This is a genomic window from Aquipseudomonas guryensis, assembly GCF_014164785.1.
Taxonomy (GTDB): Bacteria; Pseudomonadota; Gammaproteobacteria; order Pseudomonadales; family Pseudomonadaceae; genus Aquipseudomonas; species Aquipseudomonas guryensis.
The window spans coordinates 1,489,974-1,515,353 of record NZ_JACJFN010000001.1 but is presented as its reverse complement, the minus strand read 5'-3'; the positions used below and the strand labels follow the sequence as shown (position 1 = coordinate 1,515,353).

Genomic DNA, 25,380 nt, shown 5'->3' with positions numbered 1-25,380 from the left:
GCCTCCCCGGCAGCGCCAGGCGCCACCGGGGAAGAGTTACCAGCGCCTACTCAGGAGAAGAAGCTGGTGTTCACGTTGCTGGCCACCAGCAGCTGGATTTCGCCATCGTTGTACACGTCGTAGCTGGTGCCGTCGACCTGTACGCTGCCTACCGCTTGCCATTCACCCGCCGGATCAGCGATCTGCACGCTGTCATTGGCATCGCCATTGATCAGCAGCTGCACCGGCTGCGAGGCACCCAGAGCACTGGTATCGACCAGGCCAGCCTGACCGAACAGACTAATGCTCTCGGCATCCAGCTTCAGCGTGCTGGCCACACCGCCGTCGTGACCGAGGTCGATGCGGCTGAGACTGTGCTCACTGATCGACTCGGCGTTCAGCGCGGTCAGGTCGATAGTCTGACCGGCTTCGCCACTACGGAACCAGACGTCGGCCATGCTGTGCACCTGGCCATCGACTGTCTCGTAGCTACCGTTCAGGCCGACCCAGTTGCCGTTGTTCAGCTCGCTGGTCTGCTGCGCCTGCAGGTTGATGCTAGCGATACCCAGGCTCGACAAGCTGTACAGCTCGCCACTCTGGCTGAGGCCATCCTTGTTGCCATCCATCCACACTCGCAGCGAGGCGAAGGCCTCGTCGTTGGCGTCGATGCGGCCATCGCCATTGCTGTCCAGCTCGGCCAGGGCGGCGAAACCGTCCTGGGCCTTGCTGCCGTCTTCCAGGGTGGTGGCGGTGCCGAACAGCTCGCTACCGTCATTGATGCTGCCGTCGCCGTTGCGATCCAGCGCCAGCAGGCCATCGCCTTCGCCAACCCAGCCGGTCTGGTCGACATCGCCGTCGCCGTCGATGTCGAACAGGGTGTTGGCCGCCCAGTGCTGGGTCTGCACGCCATCGCCATTGAGGTCGAGAATCAGCGGCGAGGTGGTCAGTACCGACAGCTGTTCGGTGCTCATGGCCGCCAGCTGGGACGCGGTGAAGGCATCGGCCTGGGTCATGTTCAGCCCGCCCAGCTGATCGGTGGTCAGTGCGGCGATGTCCGCCACATCGATCGCCACCAGTTGAGCCGTGTTGAACGCGGCGAAGTCACCCGCCTCGATGGCAGCGATCTGCGCCGAGGTCAGAGCCACCACATCGACGGTTTCCAGCGCGGCGACCTGATCACTGGTCAACGCGGCGACCTGTGCAACAGTCAGCGCCTTGATCTGCGAGGTGGTCAGCGCCTGAATCTGATCGGTGGTCAGCGCCGGGATCTGATCAGTGGTCAGCGCCGCCAGGTCACTGTTCTGCATGGCCTGGATCTGGGCGGTAGTCAGCGCCGCCAGATCCTCGGTTTCCAGAGCAGCCACCTGGGCGGTGGTCAGGCCATAGATCTGCGAGGCAGTCAGCGCCTGTACCTGAGCGGTGGTCAGTGCCTCGATCTGCGCCGCTGTCAGAGACGCCAGATCGGAGATCTGCATGGCCGCGATCTGCGCCGTGGTCAACCCGGCCACCTGGGCCAGGGTCAGATGCTCCATCTGCGCGGTGGTCAGCGAGACGATCTGCGAGGTCGTCAGCGCCTGCACCTGGGCTACGGTCAGGCCGGCAATCTGATCGGAACTAAGCGCCGCCAGGTCGGAGCCCTGGATAGCCTGGATCTGGGCACTGTCCAGAGCGGCCAGGTCACCAACTTCCATGGCGGCGAACTGGTCGCTGGTCAGCGCAACGATCTGCGCGGTGGTCAACGCCTGCACCTGGGCAACGCTCAGCGCCACGATCTGCGCGGTGGTCAGTACCGCCACGTCGGCGCCCTGCATGGCCGCCACTTGCTCGGTAGTCAGCGCCACCAACTGATCGGTAGTCAGCGCCTGCACCTGCGCAGTAGTCAGCTTGACCACCTGCTCGGTAGTCAACGCCTCAATCTGCGCCACGGTCAGCTCGACCAACTGATCGGTGCTGAGCAGGGCCAGATCGGTGGCGTCCAGCGCACGGATCTGATCGGTGCCCAGCGCAGCCAGGTCCTCGATTTCCAGCGCCTCGACCTGGGCACTGGTCAGCGCCTTGATCTGCGCAGTGGTCAGCGCCTGGAACTGATCGCTGGTGAGATCCTGAATCTGCGCCGTGGTCAGCGCCGCGATGTCGCGGGTTTCCATGGCCGGCAGTTGGTCGCTGGTCAGTGCCTGGATCTGCGCACTGGTCAGTGCCGCGGCCTGGGCCGTGGTCAGACCGACAATCGCGGCGACCGACAGCGCGGCCAAGTCGGCCACTTCCATCTGCACCAGCTGCGCCGTACTCAACGCAGCCAGCTGCGACGAGGTCAGGAAACTGGCCTGTTCAGTGGTCAGGGCGACGATCTGCGCGGTGGTCAGCGCAGCGATATCGGCGGTCTCCATCACCGCAATCTGGTCAGAGGTCAGATTGGCGAAATCGGCCACTTGCATGGCGGCGACTTGCGCGGTGGTCAGCGCCTGGATCTGCGCGGTGGTCAGCACTGCAACCTGATCACTACCCAGCGCGACGATCTGTGCCGTGGTCAGCGCAGCCACATCGTCGGTGCCGAGAGACACCAGCTGCGCGGTGGTCAGCGCGGCAACCTGATCGGTGGTCAGCGCAGCCGCCTGCTCGGCGGAGAGACCTTGCAGGGTAGCCGTGGTCATGACCTCCAGATCCTCGACCTCAATGCGTACTAACTGGGCAGTAGTCAGCGCCGCCAGCTGGGCAGACGTCAGTGCCTCGGCCTGCTCGGTGGTCAGTGCGACGATCTGGTCGGACGTCAGCACCGCCACGTCTCGGGTCTGCAGGGCGACGATCTGCGCCGTGCTGAGCAGGGCGAAGTCGGCGGCCTCCAGTGCCGGTACCTGATCGGTGGTCAACGCAACGATCTGGGCGGTAGTCAACGCCTGCACCTGATCGCTGGTCAGGGCGGCGATCTGGGCCGTGGTCAGCACGGCGATGTCGCGGGTCTCCATGGCCTGGATCTGCGCCGTGGTCAGCGCTGCCAGATCGGCAACCTGCATGGCCTGGAACTGGGCAGTGGTCAGCGCCTGAATCTGCGCAGTGGTCAGAGCAGCCGCCTGCTCGGTGGTCAGGGCGACGATCTGCGCAGTGGTCAGGCCACTGATGTCGGCCGTCTCGATCGCGCGGATCTGCACCGTGTTGAGCAAGGCCAGGTCGGCGGTCTCCAGCTGCGACAGCTGGGTCTTGCTCATGGCCTGGATCTGCTCGACGGTCAGCACCTGCACCTGGTCGCTGGTCAGCGCGACCAGTTGCGCACTGGTCAGCGCGGCAACATCGTTCGCCTCCATACCGGCCACCTGGGCGGTGGTCAGGGCCTGGATCTGTGCCGTGGTCAGCGCAGCGGTCTGGGCCTCGGTCAACGCCTGGATCTGGTCGTTGCTGAGATCCTGGATCTGTGCGGTGGTCAGGGCAGCTACCTGCGCCGTGGTCAGCGCCGATACCTGAGCCAGCTGCAAGCCTTCCAACTGGGCACTGTTGAGCAGCGCCAGGTCAGCGGTTTCCAGGGCACGGATCTGCGCAGTAGTCAGCGAGCCTATCTGATCCTGGGTAATGGCCTGCACCTGCGCCGAGGTCAGCAGCGGAATCACGCTGGTGGACAGCGCCGCGATGTCCTGAGGCTCCAGGGCGGCAATCTGCGCAGTGGTCAGGCCAATGACCTGAGCCGAAGTCAACGCAGCCACCTGTGTAGCGAGCAGCAGCTGGATCTGGTCGGCGGTCAGCGCGGCGATATCCGCGGTCTCCATCAGCACGATCTGATCGGTGGTCAGCGCAGCCAGTTGCTCGAACACCAGAGCCTGCACCTGGGCAGTGGTCAGCGCCACTAGCTGAGCGGCGCTCAGGGCCTGGATGTTGGCAGTGGTGAGAGCAGCAATCTGTTGTGCCGACAGACTGGCGAATTGAGCAGTGCTCAGTGCTGTGGTCTGCAGGGTGGTCAGCGCTCCGACCTGTTCTTCGGTCAGTGCCGCGATATCAGCCGTACCCAGCACCTCGATCTGGGTGGTGGTGAGCTTGCTGACTTGCGCCGTAGTGAACTCGGCATACTGCGCCGGGGTCAGCGCGACGATCTGCGCGGTAGTCAGTGCCTGTACCTGAGCGGTAGTCAGTGCACCGACCTGATCCAGGGTCAGGGCGGCCACGTCCTCGGTGCTCAGCGCCTTGATCTGCGCCGTACTCAACGCAGCGAGCTGAGTGTTGTTCAACGCGGCAACCTGAACGCTGGTGAGCGCCGTGATCTGCTCATTGGTCAGCGCCAACAGATCCTCCGTCTCGATGGCGCCCACCTGATCGGCCGTCAGCGCGGCCAGATCGGCAGTTTCCATGGAGCGAATCTGCGCCGTGCTCAGCACGGCGATCTGCTCACCACTTAGCGCCGCAACCTGGGCCGTGGTCAGGCCCTGGATCTGCGCACCAGTGAGGGCGGCGATCTGATCGGTGCTCAGGTTGGTAATGCGACCCGCACTAAGCGCCGCGAGATCGGCGACCTCAAGCACGCGGATCTGCGCGGTACTCAGGGCATCGAGCTGAGCATCCGTCAGGGCCGCCGCCTGCGCAGTGGTCAACGCCACCAGCTGGGTGTTGCTCAGCGCGGCGACGTCCTGGCTTTCCAGCGCGGCGACCTGGCTGGTGGTCAGCGCCTGAATCTGGGTGGTGGTCAGCGCCTGCATCTGCTCGGTGGTCAGCGCCTGCACCTGGGCGGTAGTCAGCGCAGCAAGGTCTTCGGTTTCCAGAATGCGGATCTGCCGAGTAGTAAAGCCAGCCACCTGTTCGGTAGTCAGCCCCGGCACACTGTCGGTGGTCAACGACTCGATGAACTCGATCTCCGCTGCGGTCAGCGCCTCTGGATCTAGCGCCGCCAACTGGTCGGCGTCGAGGGCTGCCAGTTGCGCACTGCTCAGCGCAGATGCTTGCTCGGTAGTTAGTTCGGCCAACTGCTCCGGCGTCATCGCGGCCAAGTCGGCCACTTCCATGGCACCGATCTGACTGCTGGTCAGCGCAGCGATCTGCGCCAGGGTAAGGTTGGCTACCTGGGCGGTGGTCAGGCCTACGATGGCGGCGGTGGACAGCGCGGCGAAGTCCACAGCTTGCAGGGCGGCGATCTGATCGACGCTAAGCGCGGCAATCTGCGCACCAGTCAGAGCTGCCGCCTGGGCAGTGGTCAGGGCAGCCAGCTGGACATCGGACAGCGCAGCCACATCTGCGGTCTGCAGAGCCGCTACCTGAGCGGTGGTCAACGCAGCCACCTGAGCCACGGAGAGCAGTTCGATCTGCGCCGTGGTCAGCGCCACCACCTGGGCGGTGGTCAAAGCAGCAACCTGAGCGGTGCTCAGGGCAACCACCTGATCCTCACTCAACACGGCGATGTCGGCCGTTTCCAGGGCACGGATCTGGGCCGTGGTCAGCGCGGCCAGATCGGCCGCTTCCAGGGCAGCAACCTGAGCGGTGGTCAGGGCGAGGATCTGGGCCGTGGTCAGAGCAGCCGCCTGAGCAGTAGTCAGGGCGATGATCTGGTCGGTACTCAGGCCGGCGATATCGGCGGTTTCCAGGGCACGCAACTGGGTGGTACTCAGGGCAGCCACCTGCTCGCCACTGAGCGCACGCACCTGGGCGGTGCTCAGCGCGACAATCTGCGCAGTGCTCAAGGCCTGCAGGTCGACGCTTTGCAGCGCCGCCACCTGGGCGGTAGTCAGCGCAGTCACCTGGGCGGTGCTCAGGGCAGCCACCTGGGCGCTGGTCAGACCCGCCACCTGCTGTTGGCTCAGAGCCACCAGATCAGCGGTTTCCAGAGCACGAATCTGCGCAGTGTTCATGGCAGCCAAATCGACGGTCTGCAACGCGGCGACCTGGTCACTGGTCAGGCTGACGACCTGGGCGGTACCCAGCGCGGCGACCTGGTCGCTGGTCAGGGCGACGATCTGCGCACTGCTCAAGGCCTGGATGCTGGCGGTCGACAGCGCGGCAACCTGGGCAACGCTGAGGGCGGCGATCTGCTCGGCATTCAGTGCGCGTACCTGAGCGGTGCTCAACACTTGCAGCTGGGCATTGGTCATGCTCGACAGGTCGGCACTTTCGATGGCCGCCACCTGAGCAGTGGTCAGAGCCTGTACCTGCAGGGTGGTCAGCTTGGACAGCTGGGCAGCACTCATCGCCGCGATCTGCTCGACCGTGAGGGCGGCCAGGTCAGCCGTCTGCAGGGCCACGACCTGAGCGGTGGTCAGAGCCGCCACATCGGCGGTTTCCAGCGCGGCGACCTGGGCCGTGGTCAGCGCCACAATCTGCGTGGTGCTCAGCGCCTGGATCTGCGCCGTGGTCAGGGCCGCCAACTGGTCGCTGGTCAGGACGGCCACATCGGCAGTTTCCAGGGCACGTACCTGAGCGGTGCTCAGGGCAGCGACCTGGGCCTGGGTCAGGGCACGGATCTGCGCGGTGCTCAGGGCGGCGATCTGCGCGGTGCTCAGCACCTGCAGATCAGCCACTTCGAGCGCCTCGATCTGCACGGTGGTCAGGCTGGACAGCTGCGCAGTGGTCAGCGCGGCGACCTGGGCACTGGTCAGGGCAACCACCTGATCGGCGCTCAGAGCGGCCAGATCGGCAGTCTGCAGAGCGGCAATCTGCGCGGTAGTCAGCGCCGCAACCTGAGCCTCGCTGAGCGCGGCAATCTGGCCGACGGTCAGACTGGGGATGATGAGGGTGCCAATCGCCGCCAAATCAGCGGTTTGCAGCGCCGCGATCTGGTCGACGGTCAGTGCCGCCACCTGGGCGCCAGTCAGTGCAGCGGCCTGGGCAGTGGTCAAGGCAACGATCTGCGCTGGCGTCAGAGCCGCCATATCGTCGGTCTGCAGCGCCTGGATTTGCGCCGTAGTCAACGCGGCGACCTGAACAGTGGTCAGCGATTCGACCTGGGCGGTGGTCAGGCCAATCACCTGGGCGCTGGTCAAGGCCTGCACCTGCGCGGTGGTCAGCTTGTTCACCAGGTTGGCGCTTAGTGCAGCCAGATCAGCGACCTCGATGGCCTTGACCTGGGCAACGGTCAGCGCCTGCAGCTGGACGCTGCTCAGCGCAGCCAACTGGGCCGAACTCATAGCCTGAATCTGCGCGGTGCCCAGGGCTGCCAGGTCGGCAGCCTCCAGAACAGCGACCTGGCTCGGCGCCAGAGCAGCCACCTGGGCAGTGGTCAACGCCGCCGCCTGGGCGGTGGTCAGCGCCTGAAGCTGGGCACTGTTGAGCGCTGCCAGATCGGCAGCATCGATGGCACGGATCTGCGCGGTGCTCAGCACGGCCAGGTCGGCCGCTTCCAGAGCACCCACCTGATCACTGGTTAGCGCAGCAATCTGCACGGTGGTCAGCGCAGCTGCCTGGGCGGTGGTCAGCGCAGCAATCTGCGCGCCCTGCAGGGCGGCGATATCGGCGGTTTCCAGTTTGCTGATCTGGCTGGCGCTGAGCGCCACCAGGTCGACGGTTTCGATAGCCGCAATCTGCTCGGTGGTCAGGGCCAGCAGTTGGCTGCTGGTCAGTGCCACGAACTGCGCGGTGGTCAGGGCCTCGATTTGATCAGTACGCAGAGCTGCCAGGTCGGCGGTTTGCATGGCCACCAACTGGGCGGTAGTCAGGGCCTGCAGGTCTGCCTGCTCCAGCGCCTGGATCTGCTCGGTGGTCAGGGCAACAATCTGCGCAGTGCTCAACGCCTGGATCTGCACGGTGGTGAAGGCCGCAATCTGCTCGGCAGTCAACACCGCCACATCGGCGGTTTCCAGCGCACGCACCTGGGCGGTGGTCAGCGCGGCAATCTGCGCAGCGCCGAGGGCCTGGATCTGTGCGCTGGTCAGCGCGACGATCTGCGCGGTACTCAGCGCGGCCAGATCGGCGGTCTCCAGCGCAGCGATCTGACCGGCGGTCAGCTTGTTGATCTGCGCCGTGGTCAATGCCGCCACTTGGGCGGTGGTCAGCGCGGCGATCTGGGTATCGGTAAGAGCAGCCAGATCGGCGCTCTCCAGAGCGCGAATCTGCGCAGTACCGAGCGCGCGCAGGTCGGCAGTCTCCAGCGCCGCCACCTGAGCGGTGGTCAACGCCTGGATTTGCTCAGTGGTCAGCGCAGCCACCTGTAGGGTTGTCAGATTGACCACCTGCTCGGCGGTCAGCGCAGCCAAGTCGGCAGTTTCCAGCGCACGGATCTGCAGAGTGGTCAGGGCCGGAACCTGCTCCAGGGTCAGGGCCTGCATCTGGGCAGTGGTCAGCGCCTGAATCTGCTCAGTCGTGAGGTTGGCCAGGTCAGCAGTCTGCCAAGCAGCAATCTGCGCGGTCGGCAGGCTGGCGATCTGGGCAGTGGTCAGCGCGGTAGGTTGCGAGCCGCTGAGGGCAAATACCTGCTCTTGACTGAGGGCCGCCAGGTCAGCGGTTTCCAGCGCGGCGATCTGGGTACTGGTCAGCTGAGTAATCTGAGTCGTGGTCAGCGCCTGAATCTGCGCAGTAGTTAGGGCAACTATCTGCGCCGTGGTCAGGGCACGCAGGTCGCTGCTTTCCAGCACGGCAACCTGGGTCTGGGTCAGGCTGGCCACCTGAGCGGTGCTCAGTGCTACTACTTGGGCGGTGGTCAGCGCCTGTACCTGAGCAGTCGTCAGTGCAGCCAGGTCGGCGGTTTCCAGTGCACGCACCTGGGCAGTAGACAGGGCAGCGACCTGGCTATTGGTCAGGGCAGCCACTTGAGCGCTGGTCAGTGCGACGATCTGTGCCGTGCTCAGGGCGGCCAGTTGCGCATTGCTCAGACCGGCGATCTGCGCGGTGGTCAGCGCGGCCAGATCATCGGTCTGCAGGGCCTGTACTTGGCCCGTGGTCAGGCCAGCCAGATCTGCCACTTCGATGGCGGCAGCCTGAGCGGTGGTCAGCGCGACCACCTGGGCATTGCTCAGCGCGGTGATCTGATCGGAGGTCAGCGCAGCGATCTGATCGCTGGTCAACACGGCCAGATCATCGGTAGCCAGTGCACGCACCTGTGTGGTGGTCAACGCGGCAACCTGATCAGCCGTCAGAGCACGCGCCTGGTCGGTGGTCAGGGCAACCACCTGCGCGGTGGTCAGGGCCTCCAGCTGCACGGTACTCAGGGCAGCGATGCGATCGGTCGGCAAGACCGCCAGGTCGGCGGTTTCCAGTGCGCGAACCTGTGCTGTGCTCAGCGCGGCGATCTGCTCGACAGTCAGCACGGCGGCCTGCGCGGTAGTCAGTGCCACCAGCTGGGCGGCGCTCAAGCCAGAGATATCACCGGCTTCCAGGGCCACGACCTGCGCCGTGGTAAGGGCAGCGATTTGTGCGGTCTTCAGTGCAGCAATCTGCTCGGTGGAGAGCGCCTGCAGTTGATCGGTGGTCAGGGCGACCAGGTCTTCGGTTTCCAGGGCGGCAACCTGCGTACCGCTGAGCGCTTCAAGCTGCTCGATGGTCAGCGCGCGCACCTGGGCCGTGGTCAGCGCGGCGATCTGCGCGGTAGTCAGTGCAGCAACCTGAGCGACATCGAGGCTGGCGACTTGCTCAGTGGTCAGCGCAGCAACATCTTCAGTTTCCAGAGCACGCACCTGAGAGGTACTCAAGGCCTCGAGCTGACCAAGGGTCAGGGCAGCCACCTGGGCGGTGGTCAGGGCAACGATGCGGGTATTGCTCAGCGCAGCGACATCAACGGCATCCAAAGCGGCGATCTGGGCAGTACTGAGCACGGCCACCTGTTCGACGCCCAGAGCAGCCACCTGAGTGGACGACAGCGCAGCTACCTGGGCGGTGCTGAGACCGGCCAGGCTGGCGGTAGCCAGATTGCCCATTTGCGAGGCAGTCAGCGCCGCAACCTGATCCAGGGTCAGGGCTGCCAACTGCGCCGAAGACAGGGCGCCAACGGCAGCGGTGGTGAGCTTGGCCAGATCGGCCGTTTCCAGAGCAGCCAGCTGCTCGGTGCTGAAGGCGGCGACCTGCGCGGAAGTCAGGCCACGCGCCTGATTCTCGGTCAGCGCGACGATCTGTTCGGTGGTCAGTGCGGACAGGTCGGAGGCATCCAGCGCGGCGATCTGATCGGAGGTCAGTGCCGCAATCTGCGCCGTGCTGAGAGCGGCCATCTGCGCGGAGCTGAAGCCGGAGATGGTGCTCGGCGCCAGGGCGGCCAGATCGAAGGGTTCGAACGCGGCGACCTGTTCGGTGCTGAGCACCGCCATCTGCGCGCTGGTCAGCGCCGGAACCTGATCCTCGGTCAGCGCGGCGATCTGCGCGGTGGTCAGCGCGGCAGCCTGGGCCGTGCTCAGGCCGGCAATCGCCGTGCTGCTCAGCGCGGCCAGATCCTGCACTTCCAAGGCGCGGATCTGATCGGTGGTGAGTGCGGCAAATTGCGCAGAAGTCAGAACAACCACTTGCTCCTCAGTCAGCGCGACGATCTGCGCCGTGCCGAGGGCACGGATGTCCGCCGTATCGAAGGCACCCAGTTGCAGCGAGCCAAGGTTGGCAATCTGTTCTACGGTCAGAGCGGCCACCTGGGCGGTGGTCAGGGCGGCAACTTGCGCCGTGCTCAGCAGCGAGAGGTCCTCGGCATCCAGGGCAACAATCTGCTCGGTGCTCAACTTGCTCAGTTGCGCAGTCGTCAGGGCCACCACCTGCGAACCAGTGAGGGCTTGTACCTGATCGGTGCTCAGGGCCTGCACCTGGTCAGTGCTCAGGTTGCGAATGACGGCAGTGGACAGTTGCTGCAGGTCATCGATTTCGATGGCAGCAATCTGATCGCTGCCGAGTGCGGCAAACTGGCTGGAACTCAGGGCCGCCATCTGCTCGTTGGTCAGCGCGACGATCTGCGCGGTGCCGAGCGCGGCGACATCCTGGCTGTCCAGCGCCGCCACCTGGGCGGTACTCAGGGCAGCAACCTGATCGGTGCTCAGGGCCGCGACCTGGTCGCTACCAAGCGCCTTGATGCTGGCCGTGGACAGGACATTGAGGTCGTCGATTTCCAGCGCCGCCACCTGATCGGAGGTCAGGGATGCCACTTGGACAGTGGTCAATGCGGCGACCTGGGCGGTGGTCAGGGTTTGGATCTGTTCAACACTTAGGGCTTGCAGATCAGCGGTTTGCAGGGCACGTACCTGAGCGGTGGTCAGTGCCTCGATTTGATCGGTGCTCAGTGCGGCGACCTGATCGGAACCCAGGGCGACAATCTGCGCCGTGCTCAGCGCCTGCAACTGGGCGCTGCTCAGGACGACCAGCTGCTCCGGCACCAAGGCCGCCACATCCGCCGTATCCAGGGCGCGGATCTGCGCGGTACTGAGAATCGCGACCTGATCACTGGTCAGCGCCGCAACCTGAGCCGAACTCAGAGCCTGGATGGCGGAGCTGGTCAATTGCTGCAGGTCTTCGGTTTCGATGGCCGCGACCTGCTCCTCGCTCAGCAAGGCAATCTGGGTGGTGGTCAGGGCCTTGATTTGGGCCGTCGTGAGCGCGGCGACCTGCTCGCTGGTCAGCCCCTGCACTTGGGCACTGAGCAGCGCAGCAATGTTGGCAGTGGCCAGCGCGGCCAGATCGGCGGTTTCCAGGGCGGCCAGCTGGCCGACTGTCAGTGCGCGAATCTGCACGGTGGTCAGTGCCGCCGCCTGAGCGGTAGTCAGCGCCGCCAGTTGTTCCTCGCCCAGGGCACGCAGCTGGGCAGTGGTCAGCGCTCTGAATGCCGGCAGCCCCAGTGCCGCAATGTCCTCGGTGGACAGTACGGAAACCTGGGCAGTGGTCAGCGCGGCAATCTGAGCGGTGGTCAGCGCAGCCACCTGGACGCTGGTCAGCGCGGTGATCTGCTCATTGCTGAGCACGCGAATATCGGCTGTTTCCAAGGCCGCCAACTGGGCGGTCGACAGCCCTGCCAGTTGTTCGGTGGTGAGTTCCGCTACCTGAGTAGTGGTCAGCGCCTTGATCACTGCGGTCGACAGCACAGCAAGGTCTTCAGCCTGCAGGGCAGCGAGCTGCTCCGGGGTCATGGCGGCGATTTGCGCACTGGTCAGCGCAGCAACCTGGGCCGTGGTCAGAGCTTCGATTTGTTCGTCGTCGAGGACGGCAAGATCGTTGGTCTCTATGGCGCGAATCTGTGCAGTAGTCAGTGCCGCGACCTGCGCGGTACTCAACGCAGCTACCTGGTTGTTGGTCAGGCTGACAATGGCAGCCGTGCTGAGAGCGACCAGATCCTGGGTCTCCAGGGCGGCCACCTGTGCGGTCAGTAGCTTGGCGATTTGCGCGGTGGTCAGCGCAGCTACCTGGCTGGAGCTGAGGCTGGCGATCTGCAGGGTACTCAGCTGACGCAGATCAGCCGTCTCGATGGCGCGGATCTGCGCCGTGGTCAGGGCGGCCAGCTGGGCGGTACTCAACGCGGCGAATTGTGCGGTGGTCAGGGCAACAATATCCGCCGTCTGCAGGGCACGGATCTGCGCACTATCGAGTGCGGCGATCTGCTCGATGCTCAGCGCCTTGAAGTCTTCGGTATCCATGGCGACGATCTGCGCCGTCTTCAGCGCGGCAATCTGATCGGTTTCCAGCGCCATGATCTGCTTGCTGGTCAGCGCGGTGATCTGCGCAGAACTCAACTGACCAATCTGCTGGGTACTCAGCGCGACCAACTGATCGGTAGTCAGCGCTAGGATATCCGCGGTTTCCAGTGCGGAAAGCTGGGCGGAACTCAGCACAGCGATCTGTTCGGTGTCCAGTGCCTTGACCTGGGCAGTACCCAGCGCCTTGATCTGAGCAACGCTGAGGGCCTCAACCTGATCGGAGGTGAGCGCGGCAACCTGGGCGGTAGTCAGTGCTGCGATCTGTGCCGCGGTTAGCTTGCTCACCGCAAACGTGCTGAGCGCAGCCAGATCGGCAGTCTGCAGCGCACGCAGCTGGGCGGTGCTCAGGCCAACGGCCTGCGCAGTACTCAGAGCAGCGGCCTGGGCAGTAGTCAGAGCCACGATCTGCGAAGTGCTGAGAGCACCCAGATCGATTACTTCCAAAGCGGTGATCTGCTCGGTGGTCAGCGCCGCGACCTGGGCATTGGTCAGCTTGGCGACCTGGGCCGTACTCAAGCCCTGGATCACACTGGCAGACAGCGCCTGGAAGTCCACGGTTTCGAATGCGCGCACCTGTGCCGTGCTCATCGCCGCGACCTGCGTCGAGACCAAGGCTGCCGCGTGGGCGGTAGTCCAGGCAGCAATCTGCGCGGTGGTCAGCGCACCGATATTGGCTGTGGTCAAGGCACCGATCTCACGGGCTACCAGTTGCTCGGCAGTGAGCGGCGTGTTCAGTGCATCAATCTGCGCAGTGGTCATGGCCACCAGCTGCGGGATGGTCAGGGACGACACCTGAGGTGCGGTGAGCGCAGCCATCTGGTCGGTGGTCATGGCCTTGATGTCGACCGTCTGTATGGCCTGGATCTGCAGCGTGGTCAGGTCATCGACCTGGGTAGCCTGCAAGCTGGCGATCTGCGCCGTGCTCATGCCGGCAATGGCCGCAGTGGACAGTGCCGCCAGGTCCGTTTCTTCAAGTGCGGCAATCTGCGAGGTTTTCAGGCCGACGATCTGCGCCGAGCTGAGGGCCGCAGCCTGGGCAGTGGTCAGGGCAACGATCTGATCGGTGGTCAACGCGCCGATCTGAGCGCTGGTCAGCCCCCTCACGGCCAGTGTGCTCAGAGCAGCCAGATCGGTTTCTTCCAGCGCTGCCAGTTTGGCAGGCGAAAGTGCAGCGATCTGCGCCGAAGTCAGCGCGGCGGCTTGGGCCTGGCTGAGGGCAACCAGCTGAGCGGTTCCCAACGCAGCAAAATCAGCCGGATCGAGGCCGGCGACCTGAGCAGAAGTCAAAGCAACTATCTGATCGGTGGTCAAGGCAGCAACCTGCGCCGTGGACAGCGCCTTGATAGCGGCGATCGACAGCGAGGGGATATCCCCCACCTCAATGGCGCGCACCTGTGCGGTGCTTAGCGCAACCACCTGAGTGGCGGTCAGAGCGCCAATCTGCCCAGCACTCAGCAGCCCGATATCGGCGGTACTCAGGCCGGCGAGATCAGCTGCATCAATCTTGGATATCTGCGCGGTAGTCAGCGCCTGCAACTGAGCATCGGTCAGCGCGCTCACTTGTGCACTGCTCAGCCCGACAATAGCGGACGTGGAGAGCTTGGCGACATCCGCCACTTCCAGAGCAGCGACCTGCGCGGTGCTCAAAGCAGCAACCTGGGTGATGGTCAGCGCAGCAGCCTGCGCCGTAGTCAGCGCCACCAACTGATCGCTGGTCAGGGCGCGAATCTGCGCAGTGGTCAAGCCCGCAATGGTCGCCGGGGACAATACCGCCAGGCTGGCGTCATCAATGGCGGCAATCTGCACGGTGGTCAGCGCGGCAATCTGCCCAGCGGTCAGGGCGCTGATCTGCAAAGTGCTCAGGGCGGCAATGCTGTCGGAGCTAAGAGCAGCTACGTCGACGGCATCCATGGAGCGAATCTGTGCGGAGGTCAGGGCGGCGACCTGATCGCTGGTAAGGGCGCGCACCTGCGCAGTGGTCAGCCCCTTGATCGCAGCGGTACTGATGACGGCCAGGTCCGCGACCTCGATGGCCTCGATGCTGGTGGTGCTCAGAGCAGCTACTTGAGTGGCAGTAAGTGCAGCAGCCTGGGCGGTAGTCAGCGCTTCGATCTGAGCGATATCTAGCGCACGGATCTGTGCCGTGTTCATGGCCGCCAGGGTAGCGGGGGAAATGCCGACAATATCCAAATCAATGGCGGCGACCTGGGCGGTGGTCAACGCGCTGATCTGGACACTGGTCAAGCCAGCAATCTGCACCGAGTCCAGTGCATCAATCTGCGCCGTGGTCAGCGCCTTGACGTCGGCGGTATCCAGCTGGGCGATCTGAGCACTGGTCAGTGCTTCGATCTGATCGGTGGTCATAGCCGCGATCTGCACAGTGCTCAGACCGGCGATGCTGGCAGTGGAGATCGCCGCTACATCTTCAGCCTCCAGAGCACGTACCTGGGCAGTGGTCATGGCAGCCAGCTGGGTCGATTTCAGAGAGCGAACCTGCAGGGTGGTCAGCGCTTCGATCTGCTCGGTGGTCAGCTTGTTGATCTGGGTCGTGGTCAAAGCACCAATGGCAGCCGTACTCATTGCCGCAAGATCAGCCGCTTCGATGGCCTGCAGCTGGGTAGTGGTCAGGGCCAGCACCTGGGTTGCCGTGAGTGCGCCAATCTGCGCGCTCTCCATGGCTTCCAGCTGAGCAGCAGTCAGCGCGCGCACATCGGCAGTGTCCAGCCTTGCGACCTGGGCACTGGTCAGCGCCTGTATCTGGTCAGTGGTCAGTGCGACGACCTGCGCAGTGGTAAGCCCCGGTATGGCAGCCGTGGAGAGCACGGCGATATCCGCCACCTCCATAGCCTGAATCTGTGCGGTGGTGAGCGCAGCCAGCTGCGCGGAGGACAGCTTGCTGACCTGCAAGGTGGTCAGCGCTTCTACCTGATCGGTCGTCAGCCCGGCAATCTGATTGGTCTTCAGCGCTGCGACCACGGCAGTGGTCAGGTAAGCGATATCGGCCGCTTCCAGGGCCGCCAGCTTGGTCGGCGACAGCGCGCCAACCTGCACGGAGTTCAGCGCGGCAACCTGATGCGACTCAAGGGCCACAATCTGGGCGTTGGTCAAAGAGCCGACATCGGTATCCAGGGCAGCAATCTGCAGGGTACTGAGCGACTGGATCTGGTCAGTGGTCAGAGCAGCCACCTGACCGGCGGTCATGGCCTTGATCGCCGCAGCGTTCATCACTGCCAGATCCTGAATTTCCAGAGCCGCCACCTGGGCATTGGTCAGGCTGGCCACCTGCGCGGTGGTGAGATTGAACACCTGAGCGGTGGAAAGTGCCTCGATCGCATCGGTGCCCAGGGCCGCCAGGTCGGCGTTTTCCATTTTCTGCAACTGAGCGGTGGTCAGGGCGGCGGCCTGGGTGGCAGTCAGCGCGGCGGCCTGGGCGGTGGTCAGGGCAACAATCTGGGCAGTGGTAAGCGCTGCGGTCTGGGTGGCATCGAGCGCGGGGACCTGATCACTGGTCAGGGCAGCAAAATCCACTGTCTGCATGGCCCGAAGCTGGGCGGTAGACAGCGCCTGAACGCTCTCGGTAGACAGCACCTGGATCTGTGCAGTGGTAAAGGCCACCATCTGCGCCGTACTCATGCCAGCAATGTCTTCGGTGGTCAAAGCGGCGATTTGGTCGGTGGTCAACGCGGCTACTTGGGCGGTAGTCAGGCCAGTAAAGATGCTGCTCATTATTTTTGTACCTGCACAGAGTAAACCGCCTTAGCTCTGCCACCCAGGCATGCCACCGCGGAGAGGGAATCCCGTTTGCGAATTGACGGCAGAAGTCTTGGAACCTTTAGCGAGCGTCAGAAAATAATTTTCTACGCCACACTGACAAGCGCCGACAATTTATTGACAACTGTTTTCTGCCATTAAGCCTAGCATGCTGGCAGAAAGCCATTTTGCCTAGAGCCGTTTAGCCGACAGAATGCTTAGCGCGGGGGATGAAATACGGAAATCAGGAAAAGGCTGAGGCAGCACTAAGTAATAGCACCGAGCGAGCCTGCCGGGGAGGTGACGGAGCGCCTTGCACGCTCCGCCCGACAGCAGGTCAGCGAACGACGATACCGCGACTGGCCAGGTAGGCCTTAGCCTCAGGCACGGTGTATTCGCCGAAGTGGAAGATGCTCGCCGCCAGCACCGCGTCGGCCTTGCCTTCGAGGATGCCAGCGGCCAGATGTTCGAGGTTGCCGACACCGCCGGAGGCGATCACCGGGATGCCCACGCTCTCGCTGATGGCGCGGGTGACGCCGAGGTCGTAGCCGCTTTTCACGCCGTCCTGATCCATGCTGGTCAGGAGGATTTCACCGGCACCGAGGTCTTCCATCTTCTTCGCCCACAACACGGCGTCCAGGCCGGTCGGCTTGCGCCCGCCGTGGGTGAAGATCTCCCAGCGCGGGGTTTCGCCGGGCAGCGAGACTTTCTTGGCATCGATCGCCACAACAATGCACTGCGAACCGAAGCGCGCCGCCGCCTCGCCAACAAATTCGGGCGTAAAGACCGCAGCAGTGTTGATCGACACTTTATCGGCGCCAGCATTGAGCAGATTGCGGATGTCCTGCACGGTACGCACACCGCCGCCCACGGTCAGCGGGATAAACACCTGGCTGGCCATGCGCTCGACCGTATGCAGGGTGGTGTCGCGGCCATCGACGCTGGCGGTAATGTCGAGAAAGGTGATCTCGTCGGCGCCCTGCTCATCGTAGCGGCGGGCGATTTCCACCGGGTCGCCGGCGTCGCGGATGTTCTCGAACTGCACGCCCTTGACCACACGGCCGTTATCCACGTCCAGGCAAGGGATGATGCGTTTAGCCAGCGCCATGTCGGAATCCTCAGCCTTTATAGGCGTCGCAGAAGGCTTGCGCCTCGGCGACATCCAGGGTGCCTTCGTAGATCGCCCGGCCGGTGATGGCGCCGATGATGCCCGGCGAGCGGGCCAGCAGCAGCTTCTCGATATCACCGAGGTTGTGAATGCCGCCGGAGGCGATCACCGGGATCTTGCTGGCCGCCGCCAGGGCCGCGGTGGCCTCGACGTTGCAACCCTGCATCATGCCGTCTTTGGCGATGTCGGTATAAACGATGGCGGACACGCCATCCGCCTCGAAACGCTTGGCCAGGTCAGTGGCCTGCACGGTCGACACTTCGGCCCAGCCGTCGGTGGCGACGAAGCCGTCTTTCGCATCCAGACCAACGATGACCTTGCCCGGGAAGGCCTTGCAAGCATCGGTGACGAACTGCGGATCTTTCACCGCCTTGGTGCCGATGATCACGTAGCTGACACCGGCCTTGACGTAGTGCTCGATGGTTTCCAGCGAGCGAATACCGCCGCCGATTTGGATCGGCAAATTCGGGTAGCGCTTGGCGATGGCGGTGACCACCTCGCCGTTGACCGGCCGGCCTTCGAAGGCACCGTTCAGGTCGACCAGGTGCAGTCGGCGGCAGCCGCCCTCGACCCATTTGGCGGCCATGCTCACCGGGTCATCGGAGAACACCGTGGAGTCTTCCATGCGGCCCTGGCGCAGACGCACGCAGGCGCCGTCCTTGAGATCGATAGCGGGGATAATCAGCATCGGTTGAACCTGCTCAAGTCATGAATTCGGTGAAAGGTCAGCTCTTCTCGAGCGCCCACAAGTCGCTCTCCAGGCTGGCGAAGCGGTCGGATAGGACCGCCTGCACATCGGAGATCGCCTTGTTGTAATAATGCGGAGCAATGTCGCGGCTGATCAGGTCGAGCACTTCCTGCACCTCGAACGAGCCCAGCTCGAGCTCGAAGCGATCCTCCAGAAAACGCCCCAGTACCTGCAACGCGGTCTGCTGCTGGGGCCCTTCGAGCTCCAGCTGCGGGATTTTCTTGCCCCGGCTCATTTAAGCGCGGCCATTCCAGCCAACGAAGTTCTGCAACAGCTGCAGGCCATGGGTATGGCTCTTCTCCGGGTGGAACTGCACGGCGAACTTCGAACCCTCGGCCAATGCCGCGGCGAAGTCCTTGCCGTAGTGGCCACCACCGACCACCTGGGCCGGGTTGCCAGCCTCGATGTAGTAGCTGTGCACGAAGTAGAAGCGCGCCTGGTCGGGAATCTCGTGCCACAGCGGGTGTTCGACCACCTGTTGCACCTGATTCCAGCCCATGTGCGGCACCTTCAGGTGCTCGCCGCCTTCATACAGATCCTTGCCGAAAAAACGCACCTGGCCGGGGAACAGGCCGATGCAGTCGACCCCGTCGTTCTCCTCGCTACGCTCCAGCAAGGCCTGCATGCCGACGCAGATACCGAGGAACGGCCGGTCCTGGCTGACCTCGCGCACCAGGCTGTCGAAACCCAGACGCTTGATCTCGGCCATGCAGTCGCGGATCGCACCGACGCCGGGGAACACCACGCGGTCGGCTTCGCGAATCACCGCGGCATCGCTGGTCACCAGCACCTTGCCGGCGCCAACGTGCTCGAGGGCCTTGGCCACCGAGTGCAGGTTGCCCATGCCGTAGTCGATTACTGCAACCGTCTGCATTTACAGGCAGCCCTTGGTCGACGGCATCTGCCCGGCCATGCGCGGGTCCAGCTCGACGGCCATGCGCAGGGCGCGGCCGAAGGCCTTGAACACCGTCTCGATCTGGTGGTGGGTGTTGGTGCCGCGCAGGTTGTCGATATGCAGGGACACCAAGGCATGATTGACGAAGCCCTGGAAGAACTCCTGGAACAGGTCCACGTCGAAGCCGCCGACCACCGCGCGGGTGAACGGCACGTGCATCTGCAGGCCCGGGCGACCGGAGAAGTCGATCACCACACGCGACAGCGCCTCGTCCAGCGGCACATAGGAATGGCCGTAACGGGTCATGCCCTTCTTGTCGCCAATGGCCTTGGTGAAGGCCTGGCCGAGGGTGATACCGACGTCTTCCACGGTGTGGTGGTCGTCGATATGCAGGTCGCCCTTGCACTGGATGTCCAGGTCGATCAGCCCGTGGCGGGCGATCTGATCGAGCATGTGCTCGAGGAACGGCACGCCAATATCGAACTTGGCCTTGCCAGTACCATCCAGGTTGATCGAGACCTTGATCTGAGTCTCCAGGGTGTTGCGCTCGACGGATGCCGTACGTTCGGCCATCACCAGCTCCCGAAAATGCTTGCGGAAAAGGCGGGCATTATAGGCGGGGCGCGGCCTGCACGGCTACCGCGTTGCTATCGCGCCAGGGCTATCGGCGCGATAGCGCTGACTTTACACTGCGCCACCTGCCTGCGAGGAAGCCGCGATGCCCGTGTTTGTCGAGATAGTCACCCGTCCATCGGCTCAGGATCACACTGACCTGACCAAGGTCTATGCCGACGCCCCGGACTGGCTGCTGACGCCCTACGCCAGCGCCGACGCGCTGATCGCTGGCGGGATTGGCGAGGGCCGACTGATCGCCGGGCGCTTCAACGACCGCCTGCTCGGCGCCGCCCTGCTGAGCCGCGGCGACGACTGCTGGCGCCTCTCGCACCTCTGCGTGCGCAAGGTCACACGCAAGCGCGGCGTGGCCCGGCGCATCCTCGACGAAGCCCAGCGCATGGCCCGCGAAGCCGGCAAGCCGCTGCGCCTGGCCGCACCGAAGGATCACCTGGAAAGCCAGGCTCTGGCCGCCCGCACCAGCCTGCCACTGGATAGCCTGTAGGCTGGGTGAGGCACGAAGCCCGTAGCCCGGATGTAATCCGGGAAAGCCCCGCCCCGGATTGCATCCGGGCTACGACGACGCCACCACCTGCGGCCGCGCCGCCAGCCACATCAGCCATAGCAGGCTGGCAAGACACAACCCCGCCAGCAGCACGCCGAGCCGCCACTGCGCCGGCACCAGCCACAAGCCCCAGCCCAGCGCCAAACCGGCCAGTGCCAACAGCCGCACAACCTCCAGCGACCACAGCCGGCGCTTGCCCTCGAATAGCAGGCCGAGGCTGATGCAACCACCGAGGATCGCCAGCACCAGCAGCCAGGGCTCCCACACGGCGGCGCGCTTGACGCTGGCCAGGAAGCACAGGGCCATGGCATTGATCGCCACGAACTGCAGAAAGGCATACCACTTCAGGCTGGCCGGATAGGGCCGCTCGAACTTGTCCGCCCCCATCTTCGGCCAAGGCCGCGCCTGTACATCCGCCGGGCGCCAGCCGGTGGGCATCCACCACAGGCGCAGCTTGTCCCACCACGAGCGGGTCGCGCGGGCATCGGCCCAGAGCAGGCGCCACCAGGAGAACTGCAGGCGGATCGGGTCGAAGGTACGCACCGGAGTGGTCACCCCGTAGCGCACTGGCTCGCGCTCGTCGGCGAAGGTGCCGAACAGGCGATCCCAAATGATGAACACGCCGCCATGGTTCCTGTCGATGTAGCAGTCGTTCTGCCCGTGGTGCACGCGGTGGTTGCTCGGCGTGACCATGAACCACTCCAGCACGCCGAGCCGGCCGACATGCTGGCTATGAATCCAGAACTGGTAGACCAGCTGCGCGCCGAGCAGGACCAGGAACAGCGGCAACGGAATCCCCAACAACGCCAGCGGCAGGTAGAACGGCCAGTCGAAAGCCGTCTGGAAGGCGCCCTTGCGCAGCGCGGTGGACAGATTGAAGTCTTCGCTGGAGTGATGCGGCTGGTGCGCACCCCACAGCAGGTTGTAACGGTGCAGGCTGCGATGCGCCCAATAGAAGCAGAAGTCCACGGCGATAAAGCCGAGCAACCAGGTCCAGGGCGAGCTCGCGTCCAGCTCCAGCAGCCGCGCATGTTCGTACAACCAGGCGTAGGGAATGATCAGCAGCAGGCGCAGCGGCCCTTCGAGCAATACGCGCAGCACGGCGGTATTGATGCTGGTGGTCGCATCCGCCAGGCGATAGGTGTGGCGCCCGCTGTAACGCTCATAGGCCAGTTCCAGCAGGATCAGGGCGATATACAGCGGCACGGCCATCACGACGACATTCATGGGCGCCTCCGGGTTGTTGTTATGCTGCCAGCCTAACCGTACCTGCCGGGGACGACACCACCCAAGCCGCCAATTGCATCCACCATTGGCGCCAGCACCCGCCCCCTGCGGGGAACCGCATGGCCCGAGCGCCCTCCAAGCACTCACAGCGCACTATTGCCTTATAAGCTGGCGCTATACTCGCCACCCAGAAAAGTCATCCAAACAAGGACGCGTTCATGAAATCTATCGGCAAAATCCTGGGCCTGGTCTTCCTCGGACTGTTGCTGATCATCGTCGGCCTCGGTTTCGCCCTGACCCACCTGTTCGACCCCAACGACTACAAGGACGAAATCCAGCAACTGGCCCGCGACAAGGCCAACCTGGAACTCAAGCTCAATGGCGATATCGGCTGGAGCCTGTTCCCCTGGCTCGGCCTGGAACTGACCGACGCCACCCTGGCCAGCGCCGAGACCCCGGACAAACCCTTCGCCGACCTGCGCCTGCTCGGCCTCTCCGTGCGCGTGCTGCCGCTGCTGCGCAAGGAAGTGCAGATGAGCGACATCCGCGTCGACGGCCTCAACCTGACCCTGCAACGCGACGCCAAGGGCCGCGGCAACTGGGAAGGCGTGGGCAAGCCGGCGCAGGCCGCCGCCACCCCGCCAACCACCGCCAGCGATAACACAGCGCCCACAGGCAGCGAAGCGGCACCCGCAGAAGCAACAGAGAGCCAACCGATCAAGCTGGATATCGACAGCCTGACCATCAGCAGCTCGCGCATCGATTACCAGGACGCAGCCAGCGGCCGCCAGTTCAGCGCCGAAGGCATCGAGCTGAGCACCGGGGCGATCCGCGAAGGCGCCAGCATCCCGCTCAAACTGACCGCCTTCTTCGGCACCAATAAGCCAGTGCTACGCGCCAAGACCGAGCTGCAGACCGCACTGCGCTTCGACCGCGCCCTCAAGCGCTACCAGCTGGAAGACTTCAAACTGGCCGGCGAGGCCTCCGGCGAACCGTTCAAGGGCAAGACCCTGACCTTCGCCACCCAGGGCCAGCTGCTTCTCGACCAGGCCGCCCAGGTCGCCGAGTGGAACAGCCTCAAACTCACCGCCAACCAGCTGCGCGCCATCGGCGAGCTGAAACTGCGTGACCTGGACAAGACCGTCCAGCTGCAAGGTGGCCTGTCCATCGCCCAGGTCAACCTGCGCGAATTCCTCAGCGGCCTCGGCGTCGAGCTGCCGGCCATGCGTGACGCCAACACCCTGCAGCAGTTCGAACTGTCGACCCGCCTGGCCGGCACGCCGACCAGCATCAACCTCAACGAACTGAGCCTGAAACTGGACGACAGCAGCTTCAACGGCAACCTGGCCGTCAGCGACTTAGCCAAGCAGGCCCTGCGCCTGCAGCTCAAGGGCGACAAGCTCGACCTCGACCGCTACCTGCCGCCCAAGGATCAGGACGCCAGCGCCGGTGTCGCGCGTAAGAACGAGATCAAGGGCGCCGTGGCCGCTGCCGGCAAGAGCGGCACCACACCGCTGCCAAACTCGCCGACCCAGCAGGCCTGGAGCAACGAACAGCTGCTGCCCCTCGAACAACTGCGCAAGCTCGATCTGCAGGCCGACATCAGCCTCGGCCAGCTGACCCTGAACAAGCTGCCGATCGAAAGCGTCCTGCTCAAGGCCAAGGCCCAGGGCGGCGTGCTCAATTTGCAAGAAATGCGTGGCGACCTGTATGGCGGCAACTTCGCGGTCACCTCGCAACTCGACGTGCGCCCGGCCGTGCCGCTGCTCACCGCACAGAAACAGTTGACGCGCATCCCGGTGGAAAAACTCATCGAAGCCCAGGGCGAGAAGGCCCCGATCAAGGGCCTGCTCGACCTGAATGCCGATGTGCGCACCCAGGGCAATAGCCAGAAGGCCTGGATCGACGCGCTAAACGGCAAGGCCGGCTTCAGCCTCAGCGACGGCGTGCTGATCGAAGCTAACCTGGAGCAGCAGCTGTGCCAGGGCATCGCCACCCTCAATCGCAAGTCGCTCTCCGGTGAGCCGCGCGGCAAGGACACCCCTTTCGAAGAGCTCGACGGCAACCTGACCTTCCGCAATGGCGTGGCCAGCAATCCCGATCTCAAAGCCCGCCTGCCCGGCCTCACGGTCAAAGGCAAAGGCGATGTCGACCTGCGCGTACTCGGCCTCGACTACCGCATTGGCATCGTCATCGAAGGCGACAAGAGCGCCATGCCGGACCCGGCCTGCCAGGTCAATCAGCGTTACGCCGACATCGAATGGCCCCTGCTCTGCCGCGGCCCGCTGGAACTGGGCGCCAAGGCCTGCCGCCTGGACAAGGACGGCATGGGCAAGGTCGCCGCCAAGCTGGCTGGCAACAAGCTCGAAGAGAAGATCGAAGAAAAGCTCGGCGACAAGGTCAGCCCGGAACTCAAGGACGCGCTCAAAGGCCTGTTCAACCGATGACGCCTGCGCAATTCAACGGCGCCGTGCTGGCCTGGTATGACCAGCACGGGCGCAAGGACCTGCCCTGGCAGCAAGACATCAACCCGTACCGGGTGTGGGTCTCGGAAATCATGCTGCAGCAGACCCAGGTCAGCACCGTACTCGGCTACTTCGACCGCTTCATGCACGCCCTGCCGACCGTGCAAGCCCTGGCCGAAGCGGCGGAAGACGAAGTGCTGCACCTGTGGACCGGCCTCGGCTACTACACCCGCGCGCGCAATCTGCAGAAGACCGCGCAGATCGTCATGCGCGAGCACGGCGGTGAATTCCCCCGCGACGTCGAGGCGCTCACCGAACTGCCCGGCATCGGCCGCTCCACCGCCGGCGCCATCGCCAGCCTGAGCATGGGCCTGCGCGCACCGATCCTCGACGGCAACGTCAAGCGCGTGCTGGCCCGCTACGTCGCCCAGGAAGGCTATCCGGGCGAACCCAAGGTGGCCAAACAGCTGTGGGAAGTAGCCGAGCGCTTCCTGCCTGACGAACGGGTCAACCACTACACCCAGGCGATGATGGACCTGGGCGCCACGCTCTGCACCCGGAGCAAGCCCAGCTGCCTGATCTGCCCGCTGCAGAGCGGCTGCCAGGCGCACCTGCTGGGCCTGGAGATCCGCTACCCGATCGCCAAGCCGCGCAAGGAGCTGCCGCAGAAGCGCACGTTGATGCCGCTCCTGGCCAATCGCGACGGCGCCATCCTGCTCTATCGCCGCCCGTCGACCGGCCTGTGGGGCGGCCTGTGGAGTCTGCCCGAGCTGGACGACCTGAACGCCCTCGAACCACTCGCCAGCCAGCACGCCCTGCAGCTGGGCGAGCGCCACGAACTGGCCGGCCTGACCCATACTTTCAGTCACTTCCAGCTGAGCATCGAACCCTGGCTGATCCAGGTCGAGGCCGCCACCCCTGGCGTGGCCGAGGGCGACTGGCTCTGGTATAACCTCGCCACCCCGCCACGCCTGGGCCTGGCCGCACCGGTGAAGAAGCTCCTCAAGCGAGCCGCGCAAGAACTGAATGCAGGAGAAAAGTCATGAGCCGCACCGTCCACTGCCGCAAGCACAAGCAAGACCTCCCCGGCCTCGACCGCCAGCCCTACCCAGGTCCGAAAGGCGAAGACATCTTCAACAACGTGTCCAAGCAGGCCTGGGACGAATGGCAGGCGCACCAGACCATGCTGATCAACGAACGCCGCCTGAACATGATGAACGCCGAAGACCGCAAGTTCCTCCAGGCCGAGATGGACAAGTTCCTCTCCGGCGAGGAATACGCCCAGGCCGAAGGCTACGTACCACCGAGCGCATAAACCCTGTAGCCCGGATGCAATCCGGGAACCTCACTCACCGAGGAATACCCCAGATTGCATCCGGGCTACAGAAGCAAGCGCAGCACGCAGCGCCCCCCCGCAAGA

Annotated in this window: 11 protein-coding genes; 4 read left to right on the top strand and 7 right to left on the bottom strand. The window is 64.4% G+C overall.

Annotated features, from left to right (window positions below; all coding sequences use genetic code 11):
- Positions 1 to 50 precede the first annotated feature (50 nt).
- The 6 genes from H3H45_RS06865 to hisB form a co-directional block, all read right to left on the bottom strand.
- Positions 51 to 16,256: a beta strand repeat-containing protein gene (locus H3H45_RS06865; RefSeq protein ID WP_182832954.1), complete on the bottom strand. Its 16,206-nt coding sequence runs from the start codon at positions 16,254 to 16,256 to the stop codon at positions 51 to 53.
- 361 nt (positions 16,257 to 16,617) lie between these two features.
- The gene (gene hisF, locus H3H45_RS06860; protein ID WP_173211434.1) at positions 16,618 to 17,388 is read right to left on the bottom strand and encodes an imidazole glycerol phosphate synthase subunit HisF; all 771 of its coding nucleotides are present in this window, start codon (positions 17,386 to 17,388) and stop codon (positions 16,618 to 16,620) included.
- A gap of 10 nt (positions 17,389 to 17,398) precedes the next feature.
- Complete coding sequence (gene hisA / locus H3H45_RS06855) at positions 17,399 to 18,136, bottom strand: 1-(5-phosphoribosyl)-5-[(5-phosphoribosylamino)methylideneamino]imidazole-4-carboxamide isomerase (protein WP_182832953.1); 738 nt, start codon at positions 18,134 to 18,136, stop codon at positions 17,399 to 17,401.
- A 37-nt stretch (positions 18,137 to 18,173) separates the two neighbouring features.
- Complete coding sequence (locus H3H45_RS06850; RefSeq protein ID WP_182832952.1) at positions 18,174 to 18,431, bottom strand: DUF2164 domain-containing protein; 258 nt, start codon at positions 18,429 to 18,431, stop codon at positions 18,174 to 18,176.
- Positions 18,432 to 19,070, bottom strand: coding sequence for an imidazole glycerol phosphate synthase subunit HisH (hisH, locus tag H3H45_RS06845; protein WP_182832951.1), 639 nt, complete (start codon positions 19,068 to 19,070; stop codon positions 18,432 to 18,434). It lies immediately after the preceding gene.
- Positions 19,071 to 19,664 carry an imidazoleglycerol-phosphate dehydratase HisB gene (gene hisB / locus H3H45_RS06840; RefSeq protein WP_173211426.1) on the bottom strand — a complete coding sequence of 198 codons (594 nt, stop codon included), beginning with the start codon at positions 19,662 to 19,664 and terminating at the stop codon, positions 19,071 to 19,073.
- A gap of 145 nt (positions 19,665 to 19,809) precedes the next feature.
- Here hisB and H3H45_RS06835 point away from each other — a divergent pair, with 145 nt between their 5' ends.
- Positions 19,810 to 20,208, top strand: coding sequence for an acetyl-CoA sensor PanZ family protein (locus H3H45_RS06835; RefSeq protein ID WP_182832950.1), 399 nt, complete (start codon positions 19,810 to 19,812; stop codon positions 20,206 to 20,208).
- A gap of 69 nt (positions 20,209 to 20,277) precedes the next feature.
- On the opposite strand, the gene H3H45_RS06830 is transcribed toward H3H45_RS06835, so the two are convergent.
- Positions 20,278 to 21,495 (bottom strand): sterol desaturase family protein, encoded by a 1,218-nt coding sequence (locus H3H45_RS06830; protein WP_182832949.1) that lies wholly within the window; start codon positions 21,493 to 21,495, stop codon positions 20,278 to 20,280.
- 218 nt (positions 21,496 to 21,713) lie between these two features.
- On the opposite strand from H3H45_RS06830, the gene H3H45_RS06825 reads away from it, so the two are divergent.
- The 3 genes from H3H45_RS06825 to H3H45_RS06815 are packed head-to-tail and all read left to right on the top strand — an operon-like array spanning position 21,714 to position 25,275.
- Positions 21,714 to 23,942: an AsmA family protein gene (locus H3H45_RS06825; protein WP_182832948.1), complete on the top strand. Its 2,229-nt coding sequence runs from the start codon at positions 21,714 to 21,716 to the stop codon at positions 23,940 to 23,942.
- Complete coding sequence (gene mutY, locus H3H45_RS06820; RefSeq protein ID WP_182832947.1) at positions 23,939 to 25,006, top strand: A/G-specific adenine glycosylase; 1,068 nt, start codon at positions 23,939 to 23,941, stop codon at positions 25,004 to 25,006. The genes H3H45_RS06825 and mutY overlap by 4 nt, the downstream gene beginning before the upstream one ends.
- A complete protein-coding gene (locus tag H3H45_RS06815; protein ID WP_182832946.1) occupies positions 25,003 to 25,275 on the top strand; it encodes an oxidative damage protection protein in 273 nt (90 codons plus the stop codon). The genes mutY and H3H45_RS06815 overlap by 4 nt, the downstream gene beginning before the upstream one ends.
- The last annotated feature ends 105 nt before the right edge of the window (positions 25,276 to 25,380 follow it).